General features: G+C 46.1%; 15 protein-coding genes. 11 read left to right on the forward strand and 4 right to left on the reverse strand.

What is annotated here, in order from left to right:
* The first annotated feature begins 503 nt into the window (after positions 1 to 503).
* The 8 genes from rimP to ETF27_RS10785 all read left to right on the forward strand — a co-directional run bounded on the left by rimP (position 504) and on the right by ETF27_RS10785 (position 10,582).
* The gene (gene rimP, locus ETF27_RS10750; RefSeq protein WP_147785819.1) at positions 504 to 971 is read left to right on the forward strand and encodes a ribosome assembly cofactor RimP; all 468 of its coding nucleotides are present in this window, start codon (positions 504 to 506) and stop codon (positions 969 to 971) included.
* Positions 972 to 975: 4 nt separating this feature from the next.
* Entirely contained in the window at positions 976 to 2,238 is a 1,263-nt protein-coding gene (gene nusA / locus ETF27_RS10755) for a transcription termination factor NusA (RefSeq protein WP_130830259.1), read from the forward strand.
* A 45-nt stretch (positions 2,239 to 2,283) separates the two neighbouring features.
* On the forward strand, positions 2,284 to 5,127 hold the full coding sequence (gene infB / locus ETF27_RS10760; protein WP_130830258.1) for a translation initiation factor IF-2: 2,844 nt from the start codon (positions 2,284 to 2,286) through the stop codon (positions 5,125 to 5,127).
* Between the two features lie 149 nt (positions 5,128 to 5,276).
* Positions 5,277 to 6,722 (forward strand): Fe-S cluster assembly protein SufB, encoded by a 1,446-nt coding sequence (gene sufB, locus ETF27_RS10765; protein WP_130830257.1) that lies wholly within the window; start codon positions 5,277 to 5,279, stop codon positions 6,720 to 6,722.
* A 54-nt stretch (positions 6,723 to 6,776) separates the two neighbouring features.
* A complete protein-coding gene (locus ETF27_RS10770; protein ID WP_130830256.1) occupies positions 6,777 to 7,118 on the forward strand; it encodes a hypothetical protein in 342 nt (113 codons plus the stop codon).
* A 22-nt stretch (positions 7,119 to 7,140) separates the two neighbouring features.
* Complete coding sequence (gene sufC / locus ETF27_RS10775; protein WP_130830255.1) at positions 7,141 to 7,896, forward strand: Fe-S cluster assembly ATPase SufC; 756 nt, start codon at positions 7,141 to 7,143, stop codon at positions 7,894 to 7,896.
* Between the two features lie 92 nt (positions 7,897 to 7,988).
* Positions 7,989 to 9,332 carry a Fe-S cluster assembly protein SufD gene (gene sufD / locus ETF27_RS10780; RefSeq protein WP_130830254.1) on the forward strand — a complete coding sequence of 448 codons (1,344 nt, stop codon included), beginning with the start codon at positions 7,989 to 7,991 and terminating at the stop codon, positions 9,330 to 9,332.
* An 11-nt stretch (positions 9,333 to 9,343) separates the two neighbouring features.
* Entirely contained in the window at positions 9,344 to 10,582 is a 1,239-nt protein-coding gene (locus tag ETF27_RS10785; RefSeq protein ID WP_130830253.1) for an aminotransferase class V-fold PLP-dependent enzyme, read from the forward strand.
* A gap of 10 nt (positions 10,583 to 10,592) precedes the next feature.
* Here ETF27_RS10785 and ETF27_RS10790 read toward each other — a convergent pair whose 3' ends face one another.
* Positions 10,593 to 10,892 (reverse strand): hypothetical protein, encoded by a 300-nt coding sequence (locus ETF27_RS10790; RefSeq protein ID WP_130830252.1) that lies wholly within the window; start codon positions 10,890 to 10,892, stop codon positions 10,593 to 10,595.
* A 145-nt stretch (positions 10,893 to 11,037) separates the two neighbouring features.
* Here ETF27_RS10790 and ETF27_RS10795 point away from each other — a divergent pair, with 145 nt between their 5' ends.
* The 3 genes from ETF27_RS10795 to dusB all read left to right on the forward strand — a co-directional run bounded on the left by ETF27_RS10795 (position 11,038) and on the right by dusB (position 13,818).
* Entirely contained in the window at positions 11,038 to 11,640 is a 603-nt protein-coding gene (locus ETF27_RS10795; RefSeq protein WP_147785820.1) for a ribonuclease HII, read from the forward strand.
* 46 nt (positions 11,641 to 11,686) lie between these two features.
* Positions 11,687 to 12,598 (forward strand): helix-turn-helix transcriptional regulator, encoded by a 912-nt coding sequence (locus ETF27_RS10800; RefSeq protein ID WP_130830250.1) that lies wholly within the window; start codon positions 11,687 to 11,689, stop codon positions 12,596 to 12,598.
* 260 nt (positions 12,599 to 12,858) lie between these two features.
* The gene (dusB, locus tag ETF27_RS10805) at positions 12,859 to 13,818 is read left to right on the forward strand and encodes a tRNA dihydrouridine synthase DusB (protein ID WP_147785821.1); all 960 of its coding nucleotides are present in this window, start codon (positions 12,859 to 12,861) and stop codon (positions 13,816 to 13,818) included.
* A gap of 88 nt (positions 13,819 to 13,906) precedes the next feature.
* On the opposite strand, the gene ETF27_RS10810 is transcribed toward dusB, so the two are convergent.
* The 3 genes from ETF27_RS10810 to ETF27_RS10820 form a co-directional block, all read right to left on the reverse strand.
* Positions 13,907 to 14,827 (reverse strand): tetratricopeptide repeat protein, encoded by a 921-nt coding sequence (locus ETF27_RS10810; protein WP_028901590.1) that lies wholly within the window; start codon positions 14,825 to 14,827, stop codon positions 13,907 to 13,909.
* A 305-nt stretch (positions 14,828 to 15,132) separates the two neighbouring features.
* On the reverse strand, positions 15,133 to 16,704 hold the full coding sequence (locus ETF27_RS10815) for a M56 family metallopeptidase (RefSeq protein WP_147785822.1): 1,572 nt from the start codon (positions 16,702 to 16,704) through the stop codon (positions 15,133 to 15,135).
* Positions 16,705 to 16,728: 24 nt separating this feature from the next.
* Positions 16,729 to 17,091, reverse strand: coding sequence for a BlaI/MecI/CopY family transcriptional regulator (locus ETF27_RS10820; RefSeq protein WP_147785823.1), 363 nt, complete (start codon positions 17,089 to 17,091; stop codon positions 16,729 to 16,731).
* Positions 17,092 to 17,340 lie beyond the last annotated feature (249 nt).

The following is a 17,340-nucleotide window of genomic DNA, read 5'->3' on the forward strand; positions in this document are numbered from 1 at the left end:
GTGAATTCAGGAAAAGACAATAGCTTAGCCATTGCGTTTTAAAAGCTTACCTTTTGCGATGTAAAAGCTTACCTTTTGGAATGTAAAAGCTTACCTTTTGAAACAGTGCTTGTAATAATCTGATTTACAGTATGTTGCAAATTGCAATTTATTGGCTTTGTCGTGGCTTGGTTTGTCGCGAAAACGAAGATCATTTTTCTGACCGGAATATGGAAATAAAACATTTTTTTTAGTCCGGTTTTCGCATGATTGTTTTTTAAGAACGCCGGTCGTCGATTTAAGTTTGCAGATGAAAGGTGTTTTGTTCCATAAGTTTCACGCGAGCACTTTTTGTTTTACGCGGGCACAACCTTTCATGAGTCTCAAATTCCCCCATAGGATATTAATATTTTCTTAAAAGTGAGATATTTTTTTTGATATTACCAATTTTATTCGTATCTTTGCAACGTTCAGAGGAATGAGGGGCTTTTCGCAAGTCCCTCATTTTTCATATTAAAACGCGTATGATAGATAAAAACGTTGTAAAGAAGATTGTTGATGAGTGGTTAGCAGGAAAAGACTATTTCCTTGTTGATGTTCAGTTAAGTCCCGATAGCAAGATTATTGTGGAAATCGATCACGCCGACGGGGTGTGGATTGAGGATTGTGTGGAGTTGAGCAGATATATAGAAGACCATCTCTCTCGCGATGAGGAAGACTACGAGCTTGAAGTAGGCTCGGCAGGACTCGGACAGCCTTTCAAAGTTCCGCAGCAGTACATTAATTTCATCGGAAAAGAAGTTGAGGTGCTTGATAAAGACCGCAAGAAAGTAAGAGGAATCTTGAAGAGCGTTCATGGGAACGACTTTGTCGTCGCTGTCAATGAGAAGGTAAAGGTGGAAGGCAAAAAACGTCCCGTGATGATGGACGTTGACCATTCGTTCAAGATGGATGAAGTAAAATATACAAAATATATAATAAGTTTCAAGTAAAGCTATGGCAGCAAGAAAAGAAGAAGAACGTCCGAATATGATCGAGACTTTTAACGAGTTTAAAATTAACAAGCATATCGATCGCACGACGTTGGTGAGCGTTCTGGAAGAAAGCTTTCGTAACGTAATTGCCAAGAAATTTGGTTCGGACGAGAACTTTGATGTTATCGTCAATCCGGATAAGGGCGACTTTGAAATCTATCGTAACCGCGTCGTAGTGGCTGACGGCGAAGTGCAGGACGAAAATAAGGAGATTAGCCTGACAGAGGCACGCAAGATAGAACCCGATTACGAAGTGGGAGAGGATGTTTCCGAACCGGTCGATTTCGCAAAGTTCGGCCGCAGAGCCATTCTGAACCTTCGTCAGACTTTGGCTTCAAAAGTGTTGGAACTGGAGCACGATTCCATTTATAACAAGTACAAAGACAGGGTGGGACAGATTATCTCAGGCGAGGTTTACCAAACTTGGAAACGCGAAGTGCTGCTTGTCGATGAAGATAACAATGAACTGATTTTACCAAAAGGAGAACAAATTCCACGCGACCAATACAGAAAAGGCGAAACCATTCGTGCCGTCATCTTTCGCGTGGACAATGAGAACAACAATCCGAAAATTATCCTTTCACGCACGGCACCGGAGTTCTTGGAACGGTTGCTCGAGGCGGAAGTGCCGGAAATCAGCGACGGTCTGATTGCAATCAAACGCATCGCGAGAATGCCCGGAGAACGAGCAAAGATAGCTGTGGAGAGTTACGATGATCGTATCGACCCCGTCGGAGCCTGCGTGGGCGTTCGCGGAAGTAGAGTTCATGGCATCGTGCGCGAACTCTGTAACGAGAATATCGATGTCATCAATTGGACAGACAATACAAAACTTTTTATCCAACGTGCGCTGTCGCCGGCAAAGGTGAGCAGCCTGACCATTGATGAGGAAAATAAGAAAGCGGAAGTTTATCTGCAACCCGAAGAGGTGAGTCTGGCAATCGGACGAGGCGGAATGAACATCAAGTTGGCAAGTATGCTGACCGGTTACACCATCGACGTGTTCCGTGAACTCAACGACCAAGAAACAGAGGAGGATATCTATTTGGATGAGTTCGCCGACGAAATCGACAAGTGGGTCATCGATGCCATCAAGAGCATCGGACTGGATACGGCCAAACAGGTGTTGAACGCACCACGCGAGATGCTGATAGAGAAAGCCGACCTTGAAGAGGAAACAGTAGATAACGTATTGAACATTTTAAGAGCAGAATTTGAGGGATAAGAGACTTCTCTCTTACCCAACATTCAAAAAGAAAGAAAAATATTAATGAGCATCAGATTAAACAAAGCAATTCGAGAACTGAACATAGGACTCCAAACGGCAGTGGAGTTCTTGGAACGAAGAAACGACTTGGGTGAAGTGAAAAACGACCTTAGCTTCAAACTCAACGATAAACAATATCAGGCGTTGGTGAAAGAGTTTAAGGGCGACAAGGATATCAAGAACGATGCGGAAAAAATCTTCCAAAATAAACAAAAGGAAAAGATTCATGCGCAGAAGACTTCCTCGCACAAGGCGGAGACACTGCTGAAAGCAAAACGACCACAATTCAAGCCAATTGGAAAGATTGATCTCGACCAATTGAACAACCCCGTGGCAAAGTCTGCTGCTCAGAAACCTTCCGAACCTAAAACCAAGGGGACTGCCGTAAGCCCGAAAGAGAATGTGAAGGAGGAAGGGAAAGTTGAAAAATCATCAGAAAAACCGGAACCGGAAAAGGTGGAAAAACCAACGAAAATCATAAAACAGCCCGTGACGGAAGTAACGAAGACCGAAAACATAAAAAACAATAAACCCAAGTCGGATGTTACCCGGTCGGAAACAACGGCAAAGCAGACGAACGAAGAGGTTCAAAAGAACGAAAAGAAGATGGAGTCTGACAACAACGGCATCTTCCAAACACAGAATGAAAAGAAGATGCTCAATCAGCCGAAAGTGAATGTGTTGGGTAAGATAGACCTAAGTACCATCAACCAAAGTACAAGACCCAAGAAGAAAACAAAGGAGGAACGCCGCAAGGAACGCGAGGAGAAGAATGCTCAAAGCGGACGAGGAAAAAAGAAACGCGTAAGAATAAATAAGGAACGCGTGGACATCAATGCTGCTGCCAACCAACAAGGTGGAAAGCAGAACTTTGGTAAAAAGAATAATAACGCCGGTGGCTCGAAACGTTCACGCGGCAACCGCAACCAACGTCCGCTGGAGGTGGATGATGAGGCTGTGGCACGTCAGGTAAAAGAGACGTTGGCACGACTTACCAGTAAAAGCCAGAATAAAAAGGGAGCCAAATATCGTAGAGAAAAACGCGATGCTGTTCAGGAACGTTTGAGTGCAGAGGCAAAAGCGGAACGCAAGGAAAGCAAAATACTGAAATTAACGGAGTTTGTTACCGTATCGGAATTGGCAACGATGATGAATGTACCGGTAACAAATGTCATCTCTACCTTGATGTCTGTGGGCATCATGGTCTCTATCAATCAACGTTTGGATGCCGAAACCATTAATTTGGTGGCTGATGAATTCGGATTTAAGACCGAATACGTCAGTGCCGAGGTACAAGAGGCAGTAAGCGAAGAAGTGGACGATGAGAACGACTTGGTATCGCGTGCCCCCATTGTTACAGTGATGGGACATGTTGATCATGGTAAGACTTCCTTGCTCGACCATATTCGCAGTACGAACGTAATTGCAGGAGAGGCAGGCGGTATCACTCAACATATTGGTGCTTACGGCGTAACCTTGCCGAGCGGAAGAAAGGTAACTTTCCTTGATACGCCGGGACACGAGGCTTTCACCGCCATGCGTGCACGCGGTACTCAGGTTACTGATATTGCGATCATCATCATTGCGGCAGACGACTCCGTGATGCCCACCACAAAAGAGGCGATTGCTCACGCACAAGCCGCCGGAGTTCCGATGGTGTTCGCCATCAATAAGATTGATAAACCGGGAGCCAACCCGGATAAGATACGTGAGGATTTAAGCCAAATGAATTTGCTCGTAGAAGAGTGGGGCGGAAAATTCCAGTGTCAGGAAATCAGTGCCAAGAAAGGTATCGGCGTGTCAGAGTTGCTGGAAAAAGTGTTGCTGGAAGCAGAGATGCTCGACTTGAAAGCAAACCCAAATCGCAAGGCTACGGGAACCATCATCGAATCTTCCTTGGACAAGGGACGTGGCTATGTCAGTACGGTGCTCGTTTCCAACGGTACGTTGAAAGTGGGTGATATCGTTATTGCCGGAACTTCATGGGGACGAATCAAAGCCATGTTCAACGAGCGCAATCAGCGCATAGAGGAGGCTGCTCCGGCAGAGCCGGCAATCATTCTCGGATTGAACGGTGCTCCCACGGCGGGCGATACTTTCCATGTAATGGAAACCGAGCAGGAGGCAAGGGAAATTGCCAACAAACGCGAACAATTGCAACGAGAGCAAGGCTTGCGAACACAGACTCGCTTGACACTCTCCGATATTTCTCATCGTATCGCTCGTGGCGAGTTCCATGAATTGAACATCATCGTGAAGGGAGATACGGATGGTTCCATTGAAGCGTTGTCCGATTCGTTCATCAAACTTTCCACGGAAAAAGTGAATGTAAACGTAATCAACAAGGCAGTGGGACAGATTTCCGAAAACGATGTGATGCTTGCCGCCGCATCTGATGCCATCATCGTAGGCTTCCAAGTTCGCCCATCGGCAGACGCTCGTAAGTTGGCGGAACGAGATGGAGTGGAAATCAATACCTATTCGGTAATCTATGATGCCATTGATGATGTTACTTCAGCCATGGTTGGTATGCTCGATAAGGTGAAGAAAGAGGTCGTTACCGGACAGATTGACGTTCAGCAGGTATTTAAGATATCAAAGGTGGGTACCGTAGCCGGCGGTCTTGTTACAGAAGGTAAGGTACATAATAAGGACAAATGTCGCGTCATACGTGATGGCATCGTTATTCATACAGCTCCCATTAGTGCTTTGAAACGTTATAAGGATGATGTGAAAGAAGTGGCCACGGGATTGGAGTGTGGTGTTTCGCTCGTTAATTACAATGATATACAAGCCGGCGACGTGATTGAAACGTTCACCGAGATAGAAGTAGAACAGAAGCTATAGTGTGTCAGCCGTCTTTCTTCTCTGCAAACGAAAGAAAGACGGTTTGTCATTTGTGGCAACTATGTCGTTTGGCATGCTATTTGTTTCCGGGAAATATGTGTAAAGACAGTGGAAGATTAGTCTGATGCTGTCATAATAGGTAAAAAGTAATGTCAGAAAAAAATAGCAACGAGTATGTAAAGAAGGTTGCCGAACAGAAATACGAGTTCGGATTTACAACCGATGTACATACGGATATTATTCCGAAAGGTCTGAACGAAGATGTTGTCAGGCTTATTTCTCAAAAGAAAGGGGAGCCGGAGTGGCTTCTCGATTTTCGTTTAAAGGCGTTTCGTTATTGGCAAACGCTGAAAATGCCAACATGGGCTCATTTACAACTGCCTGAGATTGACTATCAAGCCATCTCTTATTATGCCGATCCATTGGCAAAGAAACCCAAAAACAAGGAGATAGACCCGGAGTTGGAAAAAACTTTCGATAAGTTAGGCATTCCTTTGGAAGAAAGACTCGCCCTGAGCGGTACGGCAGTAGATGCCATCATGGATTCTGTGTCGGTGAAGACCACTTTCAAGAAGCAATTGGCTGAAAAGGGAATTATTTTTTGCTCCATTGGTGAGGCAGTAAAAGAATACCCTGATTTGGTGAAACAATATCTTGGCACGGTTGTTCCTTACAAGGATAACTTCACGGCGGCTCTAAATTCAGCTGTTTTTAGTGATGGGTCGTTCGTTTATATTCCAAAGGGAGTACGCTGCCCAATGGAATTAAGCTCTTATTTTCGTATCAATGCCATCAATACCGGACAGTTCGAACGCACTCTAATCATAGCTGATGATAATTCTTACGTGAGCTATCTTGAGGGATGTACCGCACCGATGCGCGATGAAAACCAGCTTCATGCCGCCATCGTGGAGATTGTTGTATTGAATAATGCGGAAGTGAAATATTCTACCGTACAGAATTGGTATCCCGGAGATGAGAACGGAAAAGGTGGCGTGCTAAATCTTGTAACAAAGCGTGGCGACCTTCGTGGCGTAAATTCCAAGTTGTCATGGACACAAGTGGAAACAGGGTCTGCCATAACATGGAAATATCCATCGTGCATCCTTCGCGGTGATAATTCACAAGCTGAGTTTTATTCAGTCGCTGTTACAAACAATTATCAGGAAGCGGACACAGGTACGAAGATGATTCACATGGGAAAGAACACCAAGAGTACCATTATCTCTAAGGGTATATCCGCCGGACACAGTCAAAACTCTTATCGCGGACTTGTGCGTGCCACACCGAATGCGGACAACGCACGCAACTATAGCTCGTGCGACTCGCTGCTTTTAGGTTCTAAATGTGGAGCTCATACGTTTCCATACTTGGATATTCACAATGACACAGCTATCATGGAACACGAAGCTACTACTTCCAAGATTAGCGAAGAACAGCTCTTTTATTGCAATCAGCGAGGTATTCCCACTGAAGATGCAATCGGATTAATCGTCAATGGTTATGCGAAAGATGTGTTGAATAAGCTGCCGATGGAGTTCGCCGTGGAAGCCCAGAAACTTCTCTCCGTTACTTTGGAAGGAACGGTGGGATAGTGATGGCTCTTTCATGTGGAAAAACAACGATAAGAATGAAATAAAGGGTAGTATATGTTAAGGAAAGTGGTAATCTTCTTGTTTGTCTTGCTCGCTTCCGTTGCTTCTGCGCAAAGTTGGCAGCCTAAGGCTTGGCAGCAATATCTTATTGAATTGAATGTACGGAAAGACACTATTCCGCAGCTTTCGTCTATCATGTGCCCAAAGAATGTAAGCACGCGAAGAATTGACACCCGCCCCTTCCGTTGTGGACCTTATTATATGCCCGACCCACCATCACTGTTTGAAGCGCAGGATGAGGCGGAGAGGTGGAGGCGTATTGAGCGCGACGGATATCATACCACGGATTTGGTCTGCGATATACTGAACGGTGTGCTACAAGTGCTGTTTGAATAAATAAAGAAATATAAAAAACATTATGTTAGAAGTAAAAGACCTGCATGCAACTATTGCAGAAAAAGAAATATTGCGAGGCATCAATCTTACCGTCAATGATGGCGAGGTGCATGCTATCATGGGACCGAATGGTTCCGGAAAATCAACTTTAAGTGCCGTTCTCACCGGAAATCCTCTCTATGAGGTTACCGGGGGTACGGCTTTTTTCAATGGTAAAAATCTCTTAGAGATGAAACCGGAAGACAGAGCTCATGAAGGGCTTTTCCTTTCTTTTCAATATCCGGTGGAAATTCCGGGCGTGAGCATGATAAACTTCATGAAGGCAGCTATCAATGCCAAGCGACAATATGAGGGACTGGAGCCTTTAAAGGCTGCTGAGTTCCTGAAACTCATGCGCGAGAAACGCGACTTGGTGGGACTCGACTCAAAACTCTCTCACCGCAGCGTCAATGAAGGCTTCTCGGGCGGTGAGAAAAAGCGCAACGAAATCTTCCAAATGGCAATGTTGGAGCCTAAGTTGAGCATCCTCGATGAGACCGACTCAGGACTTGATGTCGATGCTATGCGCATCGTGGCGGAAGGAGTGAACAAGATGCACACGTCTCAAACTTCAACCATTGTCATCACCCACTATGAACGGCTCTTGGAAATGATAAAGCCCGATGTAGTGCATGTACTCTATCAGGGCAGGATTGTGAAGACCGGGGGACACGAGCTTGCCCGGGAAATAGAGAAAAGAGGCTACGACTGGATAAGAGAAGAAGTGGACGGAAAATAGAATCGTGAATCCGATTATCTTCCGGCGAGCCTCTCATTGGAGGCTTTTCCGGTATTCTTCATTGAGAACATCTTCTAAAACAATTAGTTACAATGCAAAGCGAAAAACAATATATCGACCTATATAGCGAGAATCGGGAGATGATTATGAAACATTCTGCCGATGTTTTGAATAGGGTTCGCGATAAGGCTTTTGAGGATTTCAAGTCGCAGGGCTTCCCCACAAAAAAAGTGGAACGCTATAAATATACGAATATTCCCCGGCTTTTCGCACCCAATTACGGACTGAACCTGCAACGACTCGACATCCCCGTAAATCCTGCCAAGACCTTTCAATGCGGAGTGCCCAACCTCAGCACTTCCTTGTATTTTGTGGTGAACGACCGGTTTTACGATAAACAGTTGCCCAAGGCACAACTCACCGGTGGCATTATTGTCGATAGCCTGAGCCATGCAGCACAAACCCAACCGGAGCTTATTGCGAAACATTACGCCAAGATAGCCGAAACAGGGAAAGACACCGTAACGGCACTCAACACAATGTTGGCTCAAGACGGATTGTTTATTTACATTCCCGAGAACGTAAAGGCGGGTCGCACCATTCAGGTAATCAATATTCTGAGAGCGGACGTGGACTTAATGGTTAATCGACGTGTGCTCATCATCTTGGAAAAAGGTGCAGAAGCCGACATGCTCTTTTGTGATGATACAGCTGACGACCTCAACTTCCTAACCACACAGGTCATCGAAGCTTACGTGGGCGATAATGCCCGGCTTGAGTTGAACTGTTTGGAAGAAACCCACGCGAAGAACGTTCGCCTTTCGAATGTTTACATTGAGCAACAACGCAACAGCAGTGTCAATCACAATGTGATAACCTTGCACAACGGCGTTACTCGCAACAAGCTCGACCTTGTCTTTAAGGGTGAGGGCGGAGAGTGTTCTTGCAATGGTTGCGTCATTGCCGACAAGGAACAACACGTTGATAACAACACGGTCATTCGCCACGATGCGGGACATTGTACCAGCGACCAACTTTATAAATATGTGTTGGACGATAAAGCCGTCGGTGCGTTTGCAGGTCTTATCTATGTGGCAAAAGATGCACAGAAGAGCTTTTCCCATGAGGTGAACCAAAACCTATGTGCTTCCAAGACGGCGCACATGTATTCGCAGCCCATGTTGGAAATCTATGCCGATGATGTTCAATGTAATCATGGTTCCACGGTCGGACAACTCAACGATGCCGCCATGTTCTATATGCGTCAGCGTGGAATAGACGAACGCGAGGCTAAACTCCTTTTGGAATTTGCTTTTGTCAATGAAGTGATCGATAAGATGCAGCTCATTCCCTTGCGCGACCGGCTTCATCACTTGGTGGAAAAACGATTTCGTGGAGAGCTGGCGAAGTGTCAGGGTTGCAGTTTGTGTCGATAAAGTCTTGAGTTATGTACGATATTAATAAAGTGCGCGAGGATTTTCCCATCCTCTCCCGTAAGATTTATGATAAACCACTGGTTTATCTTGATAACGCCGCGACCACTCAGAAACCGCTCTGCGTGCTCGATGCCATGCGCGAAGAATACTTGAATGTCAATGCCAACGTGCACCGAGGCATTCATTGGATGTCGCAACAAGCCACCGACCTCCACGAAGCTGCCCGCGAAACCGTGCGTAAGTTCCTGAACGCTCGCTCCACTTCGGAAATCGTGTTCACCCGAGGCACCACGGAAAGTCTGAACCTTGTGGCATCGAGTTTCGTAGAGGGCTTTATGCAACCCGGAGATGAGGTTCTTGTCTCCAACATGGAGCACCATTCCAACATCGTGCCTTGGCAAATTCTGGCAAGTAGGAAGGGAATCGTACTGAAAGTAATCCCCATTTCCGATGAGGGCATTCTTGATATGGAAGCTTTTCAGAGACTGCTCACCCCAAAAACGAAACTCGTGAGCATTGCCCATGTCAGCAACGTGCTTGGCGTTATCAATCCGGTGAAGGAGATTACGCGTCTTGCTCATGAACAAGACATCCCCGTGATGATTGATGGAGCGCAGAGCGTTCCTCATTTCAAGGTGGATGTGCGCGACTTGGATTGCGAGTTCCTCGCCTTCAGTGGACACAAGGTTTATGGGCCCACCGGCGTTGGTGTACTCTATGGTAAGGAAGAGTGGCTCGACAAACTACCGCCTTATCAGGGGGGAGGCGAAATGATTGCGTCCGTGAGCTTCAGTGGGACTACCTTCGAACGCCCACCGTTGAAGTTCGAAGCCGGTACGCCCGATTACATCGCTACCCATGGATTGGCAACCGCCATCGACTATGTCTCCCGATTGGGTATGGACAACATAAGTCGTCATGAGCGGGAACTCACCGATTACGCCGTGCGGCTCATGCGCGATATTCCCGACCTTCGCTTCTTTGGTGTTCCCAATGCCGCACAGGTGTCTGGGGAAAATCATCACGATGCCGTGGTCAGTTTCCTTGTGGGCGACATTCACCCCATGGACCTCGGTACGCTGCTCGACCGCTTGGGCATTGCCGTGCGTACGGGACATCACTGCGCCCAACCGCTCATGGAACGCTTCGGAATCCTTGGCACGGTCAGGGCATCTTTCGCGCTCTATAACACGAAGGAGGAGGTTGAATCGTTTGTTGAGGGCGTTCGGCGTGTCATCAAAATGTTCTGATCGGCTCGCGTTACGCCAACAATTTTTTGCATCTGTAAACGCTAACGGCAAACCATACGGCAAACCCGGCTTTTAGAAAAAAAACATCCGTGCTCGTGAATAACGCCGATAGGAAAGCAATCTGTGCTTGTGTAACGGCAGCCGCTTGGCAACGGTCAATCTCTCGTTCAAAAATTGAGCTGTAATACTTCCTTAACCATTCGGAGGGAGTCTTCGCCCAAGCTTTGATTTCTTTCAAATCAATGTTCCATCGTTCCGAAGCAGAGGTGGTTCCGTTGCCGGTGGCAGATAGGGTCATTTCTTTTTTCATGTCGTCTGTTTTTATGAAGTTATCTTATTGTTTTCGTTTGCGATGGCAAAGTTAGGATACATGTGTGCACAATGAGTTCGATTTAAAAAATAATAATGTTGTATTATGTTAATAAATAGCGATAAGCAACTCATATAATAATGTCATGTTGAAAAGTAGATATTATGAAAACCTTGTGGAAGCCGGATGCGATGAAGCCGGAAGGGGTTGCCTGGCGGGCAGTGTCTATGCGGCTGCGGTAATTTTTCCGTCCGATTACACCAATGAAATGCTCAACGATTCCAAGCAGCTCTCCGCCAAGAAGCGATATGCCTTGCGTGCCATTGTCGAGCGTGACGCACTTGCGTGGGCAATAGGCGTGGTAACTCCCGCGGAAATCGACAAGATAAACATTCTCAATGCCAGCATATTGGCGATGCACCGCGCACTCGATGCGCTTGTTGTTCGTCCCGAAGCGGTCATTGTCGATGGCAATCGTTTCAAGCCTTATCGCGATTTGCCTGCTACCACCATCGTAAAAGGAGATGGGAAATATCTCTCCATAGCCGCCGCCTCAATTCTTGCGAAAACGTTTCGCGACGATTACATGAAAGAGTTAAGTCGGGAATATCCCATGTACGACTGGAACTCCAACAAGGGCTATCCCACCCAAAGACATCGTGCCGCCATTCGGACACATGGCATCACACCTTATCATCGTCGTTCCTTTACGTTGCTTCCTCAGGAGGAACTTTCTTTCGATTTCTAAGTTGCTGTTTCGCCCTTGTTTCCTCACTTCTTATCTTCAATATCTTATGCGTTTCGACAAACTCCGTACCCAACTTGAACTAATCTTGTTGTTATCCGAACCACAAGGTTACACCGTTGCCCAATTGTGCGAGAAACTTGAACTTTCACGCAGGAACATCTATTATCTGCTCGATTTTCTGAAACAAGCCGGAATGATACTTTTCAAGCAGCGACAGTGCTACCACATCGACCCCCGCTCACCATTTTTCGCCCGGCTGCAAACCAATATCCAATTCTCCGATAAGGAGATGCTCGCCATATACAACCTCCTGCAAATGGCAGGAGGCACGAGCGAAACGATTAATCAGCTCCGGAACAAGATAGACAGGGCTTATAATTTCTCGGTATATATGAACACACCCGTCCGTCGCCACATTAATAATATGGTAAGCGAACTGCGACGTGCCATCGACACCAAACACATGGTGCGTCTCATCGACTATTCCAGTCCGCACAGCCACACCGTTTCCGACCGAATCGTGGAACCTTTCCTGTTGATGAACAACAATGACGATGTGCGTTGCCATGAACTGCGATCGGGTACCAACAAAACGTTTCGCATCAATCGCATTGGACAAATTGAGGTGTTGCAAACTCCATGGATATCGGAAGATAAGCACCGGCAGGTCTTCACCGATATCTTCATGTTCGCCGGAGAGACAATCTCTCAGGTAAAACTGCTCTTGGGGCAACTCTCCCACAATCTTTTTCTTGAAGAATATCCCCAAGGAGCGAAATATCTGACACCGGCTGATGAGACCCACTGGCTGCTCAACATTCCCATCTGCAACCCACGTGGATTGGGACGCTTCGTGCTCGGACTTTTCAACGACATAGAAATTCTTGAGGGAGATTCCTTCCGGAAATATATAGCGAGCCGGTTAGAGGAAATGAACCATCGCATTAAAAAGGAATGACCCGACAGCAGCTCCTCCGTATCCGTTGAAAAAGCGAAAATCCTTTCCATCTCATCGAAAGGGATTTTCGCTTTTTCAATACCCCCGCCAAACAAAGAGAATATGCCGGTCTTTTGAATTGCTGCGTGGGCGAATAATGGGGAGTCTCGTGGAGAACTGTTTGGAGGAGATGGAGAACAAAGTTGCCACTCAAAAATATTTTTCAGACAAGAGCTGTCTTCCATGTTGTTATCCGGGAAAAAGTACATACCTTTGCAGTCATGAAAATAGGAACAATAGATTTGGGAGAACGGCCGTTATTCCTTGCTCCGATGGAAGATGTGACGGATATCGGATTCCGCAAGATGTGCAAACGGTTTGGCGCGGCAATGGTCTATACGGAATTCGTGTCGGCTGACGCCGTTATTCGCAGCATCAAATCAACATTGAACAAGATTGTGATTGACGACGAAGAGCGCCCTGTCGGCATACAGATATATGGGAAAGACGTGGAATCGATGGTCGAAGCTGCCAAGATTGTTGAGCAAGTGCACCCCGACGTGATAGATATAAATTTCGGTTGCCCAGTGAAGAAAGTCGCGAACAAAGGAGCCGGATCGGGAATGCTGAGGAACATTCCCCTGTTGCTTGAGATAACGCGAGAGGTCGTTAAGGCTGTGAAAACACCGGTTACCGTAAAGACCCGCTTAGGCTGGGATGCCAACAATCTCATCATCATCGAATTGGCGGAACAGCTGCAAGACTGCGGCATAAAGGCCCTGACAATCCATGGCCGGACGCGGGCGCAGATGTACACAGGGGAAGCCGACTGGACGCTGATAGGTGCCGTTAAGCAAAATCCTCGCATACATATCCCAATCATTGGCAATGGCGATGTTGCGAGCAGGGAAGAGGCCAGCGAGCGTTTCGACCGCTATGGCGTGGATGCGGTGATGATTGGAAGGGCAACCTTTGGCTGTCCGTGGATTTTCAGCCAGCCATCGCAAGGCAATTCGTTGTCGGTTGATGACAAAATCGACGTGCTTGAAGAGATGCTCCGTATCAATGTCGAGCGCATTGACGAGTACCGTGGCATCCTACACACCCGTAGGCATCTCGCTGCATCGCCCATTTTCAAGGGGATTCCCGACTTCAAACAGACAAGAATCTCCATGCTGCGCGCCACAAAGATGGATGATTTGCTGACGATACTGGAGGAATGCCGCAACAGGTTGAGATGATTTTTTGTCTGTTTTGCCATTCTCCGTTCTCCCAGATGAGGCTTCTGCATGATGGCGCACTTGATGTTTTGTTATCGATACGTTGCCTTTATTTCAGTGCTTGCCGTCTTTTGGCAAGCTCCGGGTCGTCTCTGTAGGCCAGAGCGTACCCCCAATACAAGTCGGCGCCTTTGATATCTTTCAGATTGAACTTAGCGTCGCCCATGTTTTTATAGATGATAAACATGATGAACTTGCTGGGTTCGTAGAGCGTGGCTGCGTTGTGAAGATATTTCAGCGCATTCTCGTAATGCCCCAGTTGGTTCTCGACCACTCCCAACCTATAGTTTCCCACCGCCATCTTGGGCGCCCGCTCCACGGCTCGTGTGAAATAGAAGGCCGCAGAGTCGAGCTGATTCAAGTATTCGAATGCTCCTCCCATATAATAAAGTGAGTTATAGGTGGTGTCTTTCTCAGCAAAGAGCCTTCGGTAGGTGGCAACACATCTCTCATAGTCCTTGTTCAGGAAGTAGGCTTCGCCCAAAGCGCGGTTCACCTCTATGTTAGTGGAATCTATCAGACAGTAATCTTGCCCGTAACTAACGGCTACCTCAGGCTTGTCGTAACTGTCGCTGACGAGAAGTCCCATGACGTCGGCGATAATCTTGCTGTCCATCGGATACCTTATTTTGATATACGTGCCCCAATAAAGTTGTTCCGACGTGTTCTTCATCGCACTATTGGAATAATAGAGTTGCCGGAGGGCATTGTGGTTAAGGCTGTCTGACGGCACCTTGTCCAGCACATCGGAGCATCCATGATAATCGTTTCGCTGATAGAAGCATTCGGCCAGCTTCAGCCTGACTTTGTTCTCTGTCCGTATTTGCTGTGCCTGCTGATAGTGTTGGATGGCGTGAAAGAAGTCGTATTCACGCATACAACTGTCGCCGAGCGCTACAAGCTGCTGCCGGTTTTGAGCATAGACATTCATTGCCATGCTTATTAAAAGGATGAGTGATAACTTTTTCATACGTAATATCTGAATAGTTGGACCGTCCACTTGTAGCAAGAGCTGTGTCAATTGCTTTTAATTGCGACAAATCCATTTAGGCATAGAGACAACAACTCGCTGTGCTTCTTTGTCTAATGCCAGTGTTTTATGTTTTATCCTAACCACAAACCAATGTTTGCACTGGTTCCAAAGCGATTAAACAATTTATGACTCACGAAGCGTCTTGATGTTCATTCTGAGATGCTTTGAAATATGAAAAACCAAGAAGCAGTATCAAGCACCTTTCATAATGTTGGTCTTGATACTGCCCACCATGAGAGGATTTATTTCTTTAGTTGCAAGACAAGTGCCCCATCCTTGGCACGATCACCATACTTGTCCACAGCTTGTTGTCCTTTCAGCACGGTCACGCTCTCGATTTGATTCGGATCAAGTTTGTTGATGTCGTATTCTCCGGGAGCATATTCTTTCCCATCAATGACGTAAAGAATATTTTTCTTTGCCGGCATGGCAGTGTTCTCTTTTGCCTGCTCGCCACCCTCCAGCCTAAACGTTATGGGCACAGCGTAATATGTCCTGACAGCCTTCCCGTTTTGTTTGCCCGGGTTCCATTTAGGCATGGCTTTTACCACACGCAAGGCCTCTGCATCGAGCAAGGGAGATACCCCACGTATTATCTCAGGGTTGTTGATTTCTCCTGTTTCGCTAACGATGAATTTCACGATAACGCGTCCCTGTTGTTTTTGCTTGACAGCTTGTTCAGGATATGTCATGTTCTTCATAATCCATACGTTGATATTCCCAGGGAACGTGGGCATCACTTCTGGACAGTAAAACGCCTTTTTCGGCTTTCCGGGAGCCTCTTCATCAGCTTTTTTCATTGCTTCCGTTGTGTTATCGGTTGGCAGGGGTGCCACAGTCTTCGTGGCGTTTGTGGTGTTTATTTCCGTTTGAACCTTTTTGAATACGTTGGACACTTTTTGTGTTAAATCGGAAAGTTCCGGAATGTTATTTACTGTTCTCGTCATTTCTCTTGCCACAGTCTCGATGTTGCTGACAAGCAAGAGAGCTGCTATCAATGGAACGAAAAGTGCATATCGCGCTTTCCCGATTCCCTTTGTTCTTTTTTTGTTCATCATTTTTATACGCTTTTTAAGAGGTGAAACATTAAAGTTATTTGAAATTGTAGCTACGTTCTTTTTGTATGTGAGGCCGAGCAAGTGATACTGGTATTGCTTACTGTCGAAGCCTGTTGCCAGTGTTCGATTGTCGGCGATAAACTCAAGGTTGATTCGCACCTCGCGTTTGAGCAGCCATGCGAATGGGTTAATCCAAAAGGCGATGGCAAAAAGTTCGGTGAAGAGAATGTCTGCGGAGTGCCATTGCCGGCAGTGTGTTTGTTCGTGCATGAGTATCTCTTCGAGTTCATTCGGTTTGTGTTTTTCCGGATTTACGAATATCAAATTGAAAAACGAGAAAGGTCCTTCATCTTTGGTCAGTTTGTGAATGCGAATGCCGTTCAGCTCGAATGTTGCACAATCTTTCTTCAGTTTGGCAATGGATAGCAACTGACGAACAAACCTAAGCATGAGCAATGCCACAACTGCGCCGTATGTCCACGCGAGCCAAGTGAGAACGTTCCATCCGTCGGAAGCTCTCGGGGAAACAGAAACCTCCGGCAAAACATTTTCGGCATAGGCGTCTGCCATGAAAGTCATGTCGGTATTGGAACTTACCCAATGGGAGAAGTCCAGTCCCGGTATCAGTATTGCCGTCAGATAGATGCCAAACAGTGTTGCCCGTCTCCAAGCAAAGAACGTATCGTTCGAGAAAATCAGCTTGTAGAAGCCGAAGAGGACGATGATGGCGATGTTGATTTTTACAAGATAAATCATACGGCTGTCATTTTTTATTAATATTTATTTTTTTCCTTTTTCTATCTCCTTAATTATGTCTTTTAATTCCTTCGGACTGATTTTTTGTTCCTTTGCGAAAAAAGACACCATTTCTCGGAAAGAGTTTTTGAAATAATCGTCAACAAATTTCGACATATACGCCTTCTTGTATTCGCTCTTTTTTACTTTCGGGGCGTAAACATACGTAATGCCTTCCTGTTTCGCCGAGAGGAATTGTTTGCGCTTCAGTTTGTTGATGACAGAAGCCAAGGTGGTGTAAGGCGGTTTGGGCTCCGGCATTACTTCCCGCACCTGTTTAATGGTGCAGCTCTTGAACTTCCAAACGTGCAACATCACTTCTTCTTCTTGTTTTGTCAATTCTTCCATTTTCAATAATCATTTATTGATTTTCGGCAAATCTACGAAAAGTTCGTAGAGGTTGCAAATTTTACAAATTAAAATATGTTAATTCTACACGTTTTCCTATTATTTATCACGTTATTACGAATTTTTCGTAATATATTCCACCTGCTTTTATCGTATCTACGCTTTCCGAAAAGAGAAGGAGTTATGGGAATTGTTGTAAAGAAAAATCTCCATTCAATCGCAAAAGCTCAACGATTGCATTGCAAAAGA

This window comes from Prevotella brunnea (assembly GCF_008016795.1).
In the GTDB taxonomy this organism is placed as follows: Bacteria; Bacteroidota; Bacteroidia; order Bacteroidales; family Bacteroidaceae; genus Prevotella; species Prevotella brunnea.

Excerpts from the sequence above, each read along its gene's own strand:
- rimP (WP_147785819.1), top strand. The coding sequence starts at position 504 with ATGATAGATAAAAACGTTGTAAAGAAGATTGTTGATGAGTGGTTAGCA.
- nusA (WP_130830259.1), top strand. The coding sequence starts at position 976 with ATGGCAGCAAGAAAAGAAGAAGAACGTCCGAATATGATCGAGACTTTT.
- infB (WP_130830258.1), top strand. The coding sequence starts at position 2,284 with ATGAGCATCAGATTAAACAAAGCAATTCGAGAACTGAACATAGGACTC.
- sufB (WP_130830257.1), top strand. The coding sequence starts at position 5,277 with ATGTCAGAAAAAAATAGCAACGAGTATGTAAAGAAGGTTGCCGAACAG.
- ETF27_RS10770 (WP_130830256.1), top strand. The coding sequence starts at position 6,777 with ATGTTAAGGAAAGTGGTAATCTTCTTGTTTGTCTTGCTCGCTTCCGTT.
- sufC (WP_130830255.1), top strand. The coding sequence starts at position 7,141 with ATGTTAGAAGTAAAAGACCTGCATGCAACTATTGCAGAAAAAGAAATA.
- sufD (WP_130830254.1), top strand. The coding sequence starts at position 7,989 with ATGCAAAGCGAAAAACAATATATCGACCTATATAGCGAGAATCGGGAG.
- ETF27_RS10785 (WP_130830253.1), top strand. The coding sequence starts at position 9,344 with ATGTACGATATTAATAAAGTGCGCGAGGATTTTCCCATCCTCTCCCGT.
- ETF27_RS10790 (WP_130830252.1), bottom strand. The coding sequence starts at position 10,892 with ATGAAAAAAGAAATGACCCTATCTGCCACCGGCAACGGAACCACCTCT.
- ETF27_RS10795 (WP_147785820.1), top strand. The coding sequence starts at position 11,038 with ATGTTGAAAAGTAGATATTATGAAAACCTTGTGGAAGCCGGATGCGAT.
- ETF27_RS10800 (WP_130830250.1), top strand. The coding sequence starts at position 11,687 with ATGCGTTTCGACAAACTCCGTACCCAACTTGAACTAATCTTGTTGTTA.
- dusB (WP_147785821.1), top strand. The coding sequence starts at position 12,859 with ATGAAAATAGGAACAATAGATTTGGGAGAACGGCCGTTATTCCTTGCT.
- ETF27_RS10810 (WP_028901590.1), bottom strand. The coding sequence starts at position 14,827 with ATGAAAAAGTTATCACTCATCCTTTTAATAAGCATGGCAATGAATGTC.
- ETF27_RS10815 (WP_147785822.1), bottom strand. The coding sequence starts at position 16,704 with ATGATTTATCTTGTAAAAATCAACATCGCCATCATCGTCCTCTTCGGC.
- ETF27_RS10820 (WP_147785823.1), bottom strand. The coding sequence starts at position 17,091 with ATGGAAGAATTGACAAAACAAGAAGAAGAAGTGATGTTGCACGTTTGG.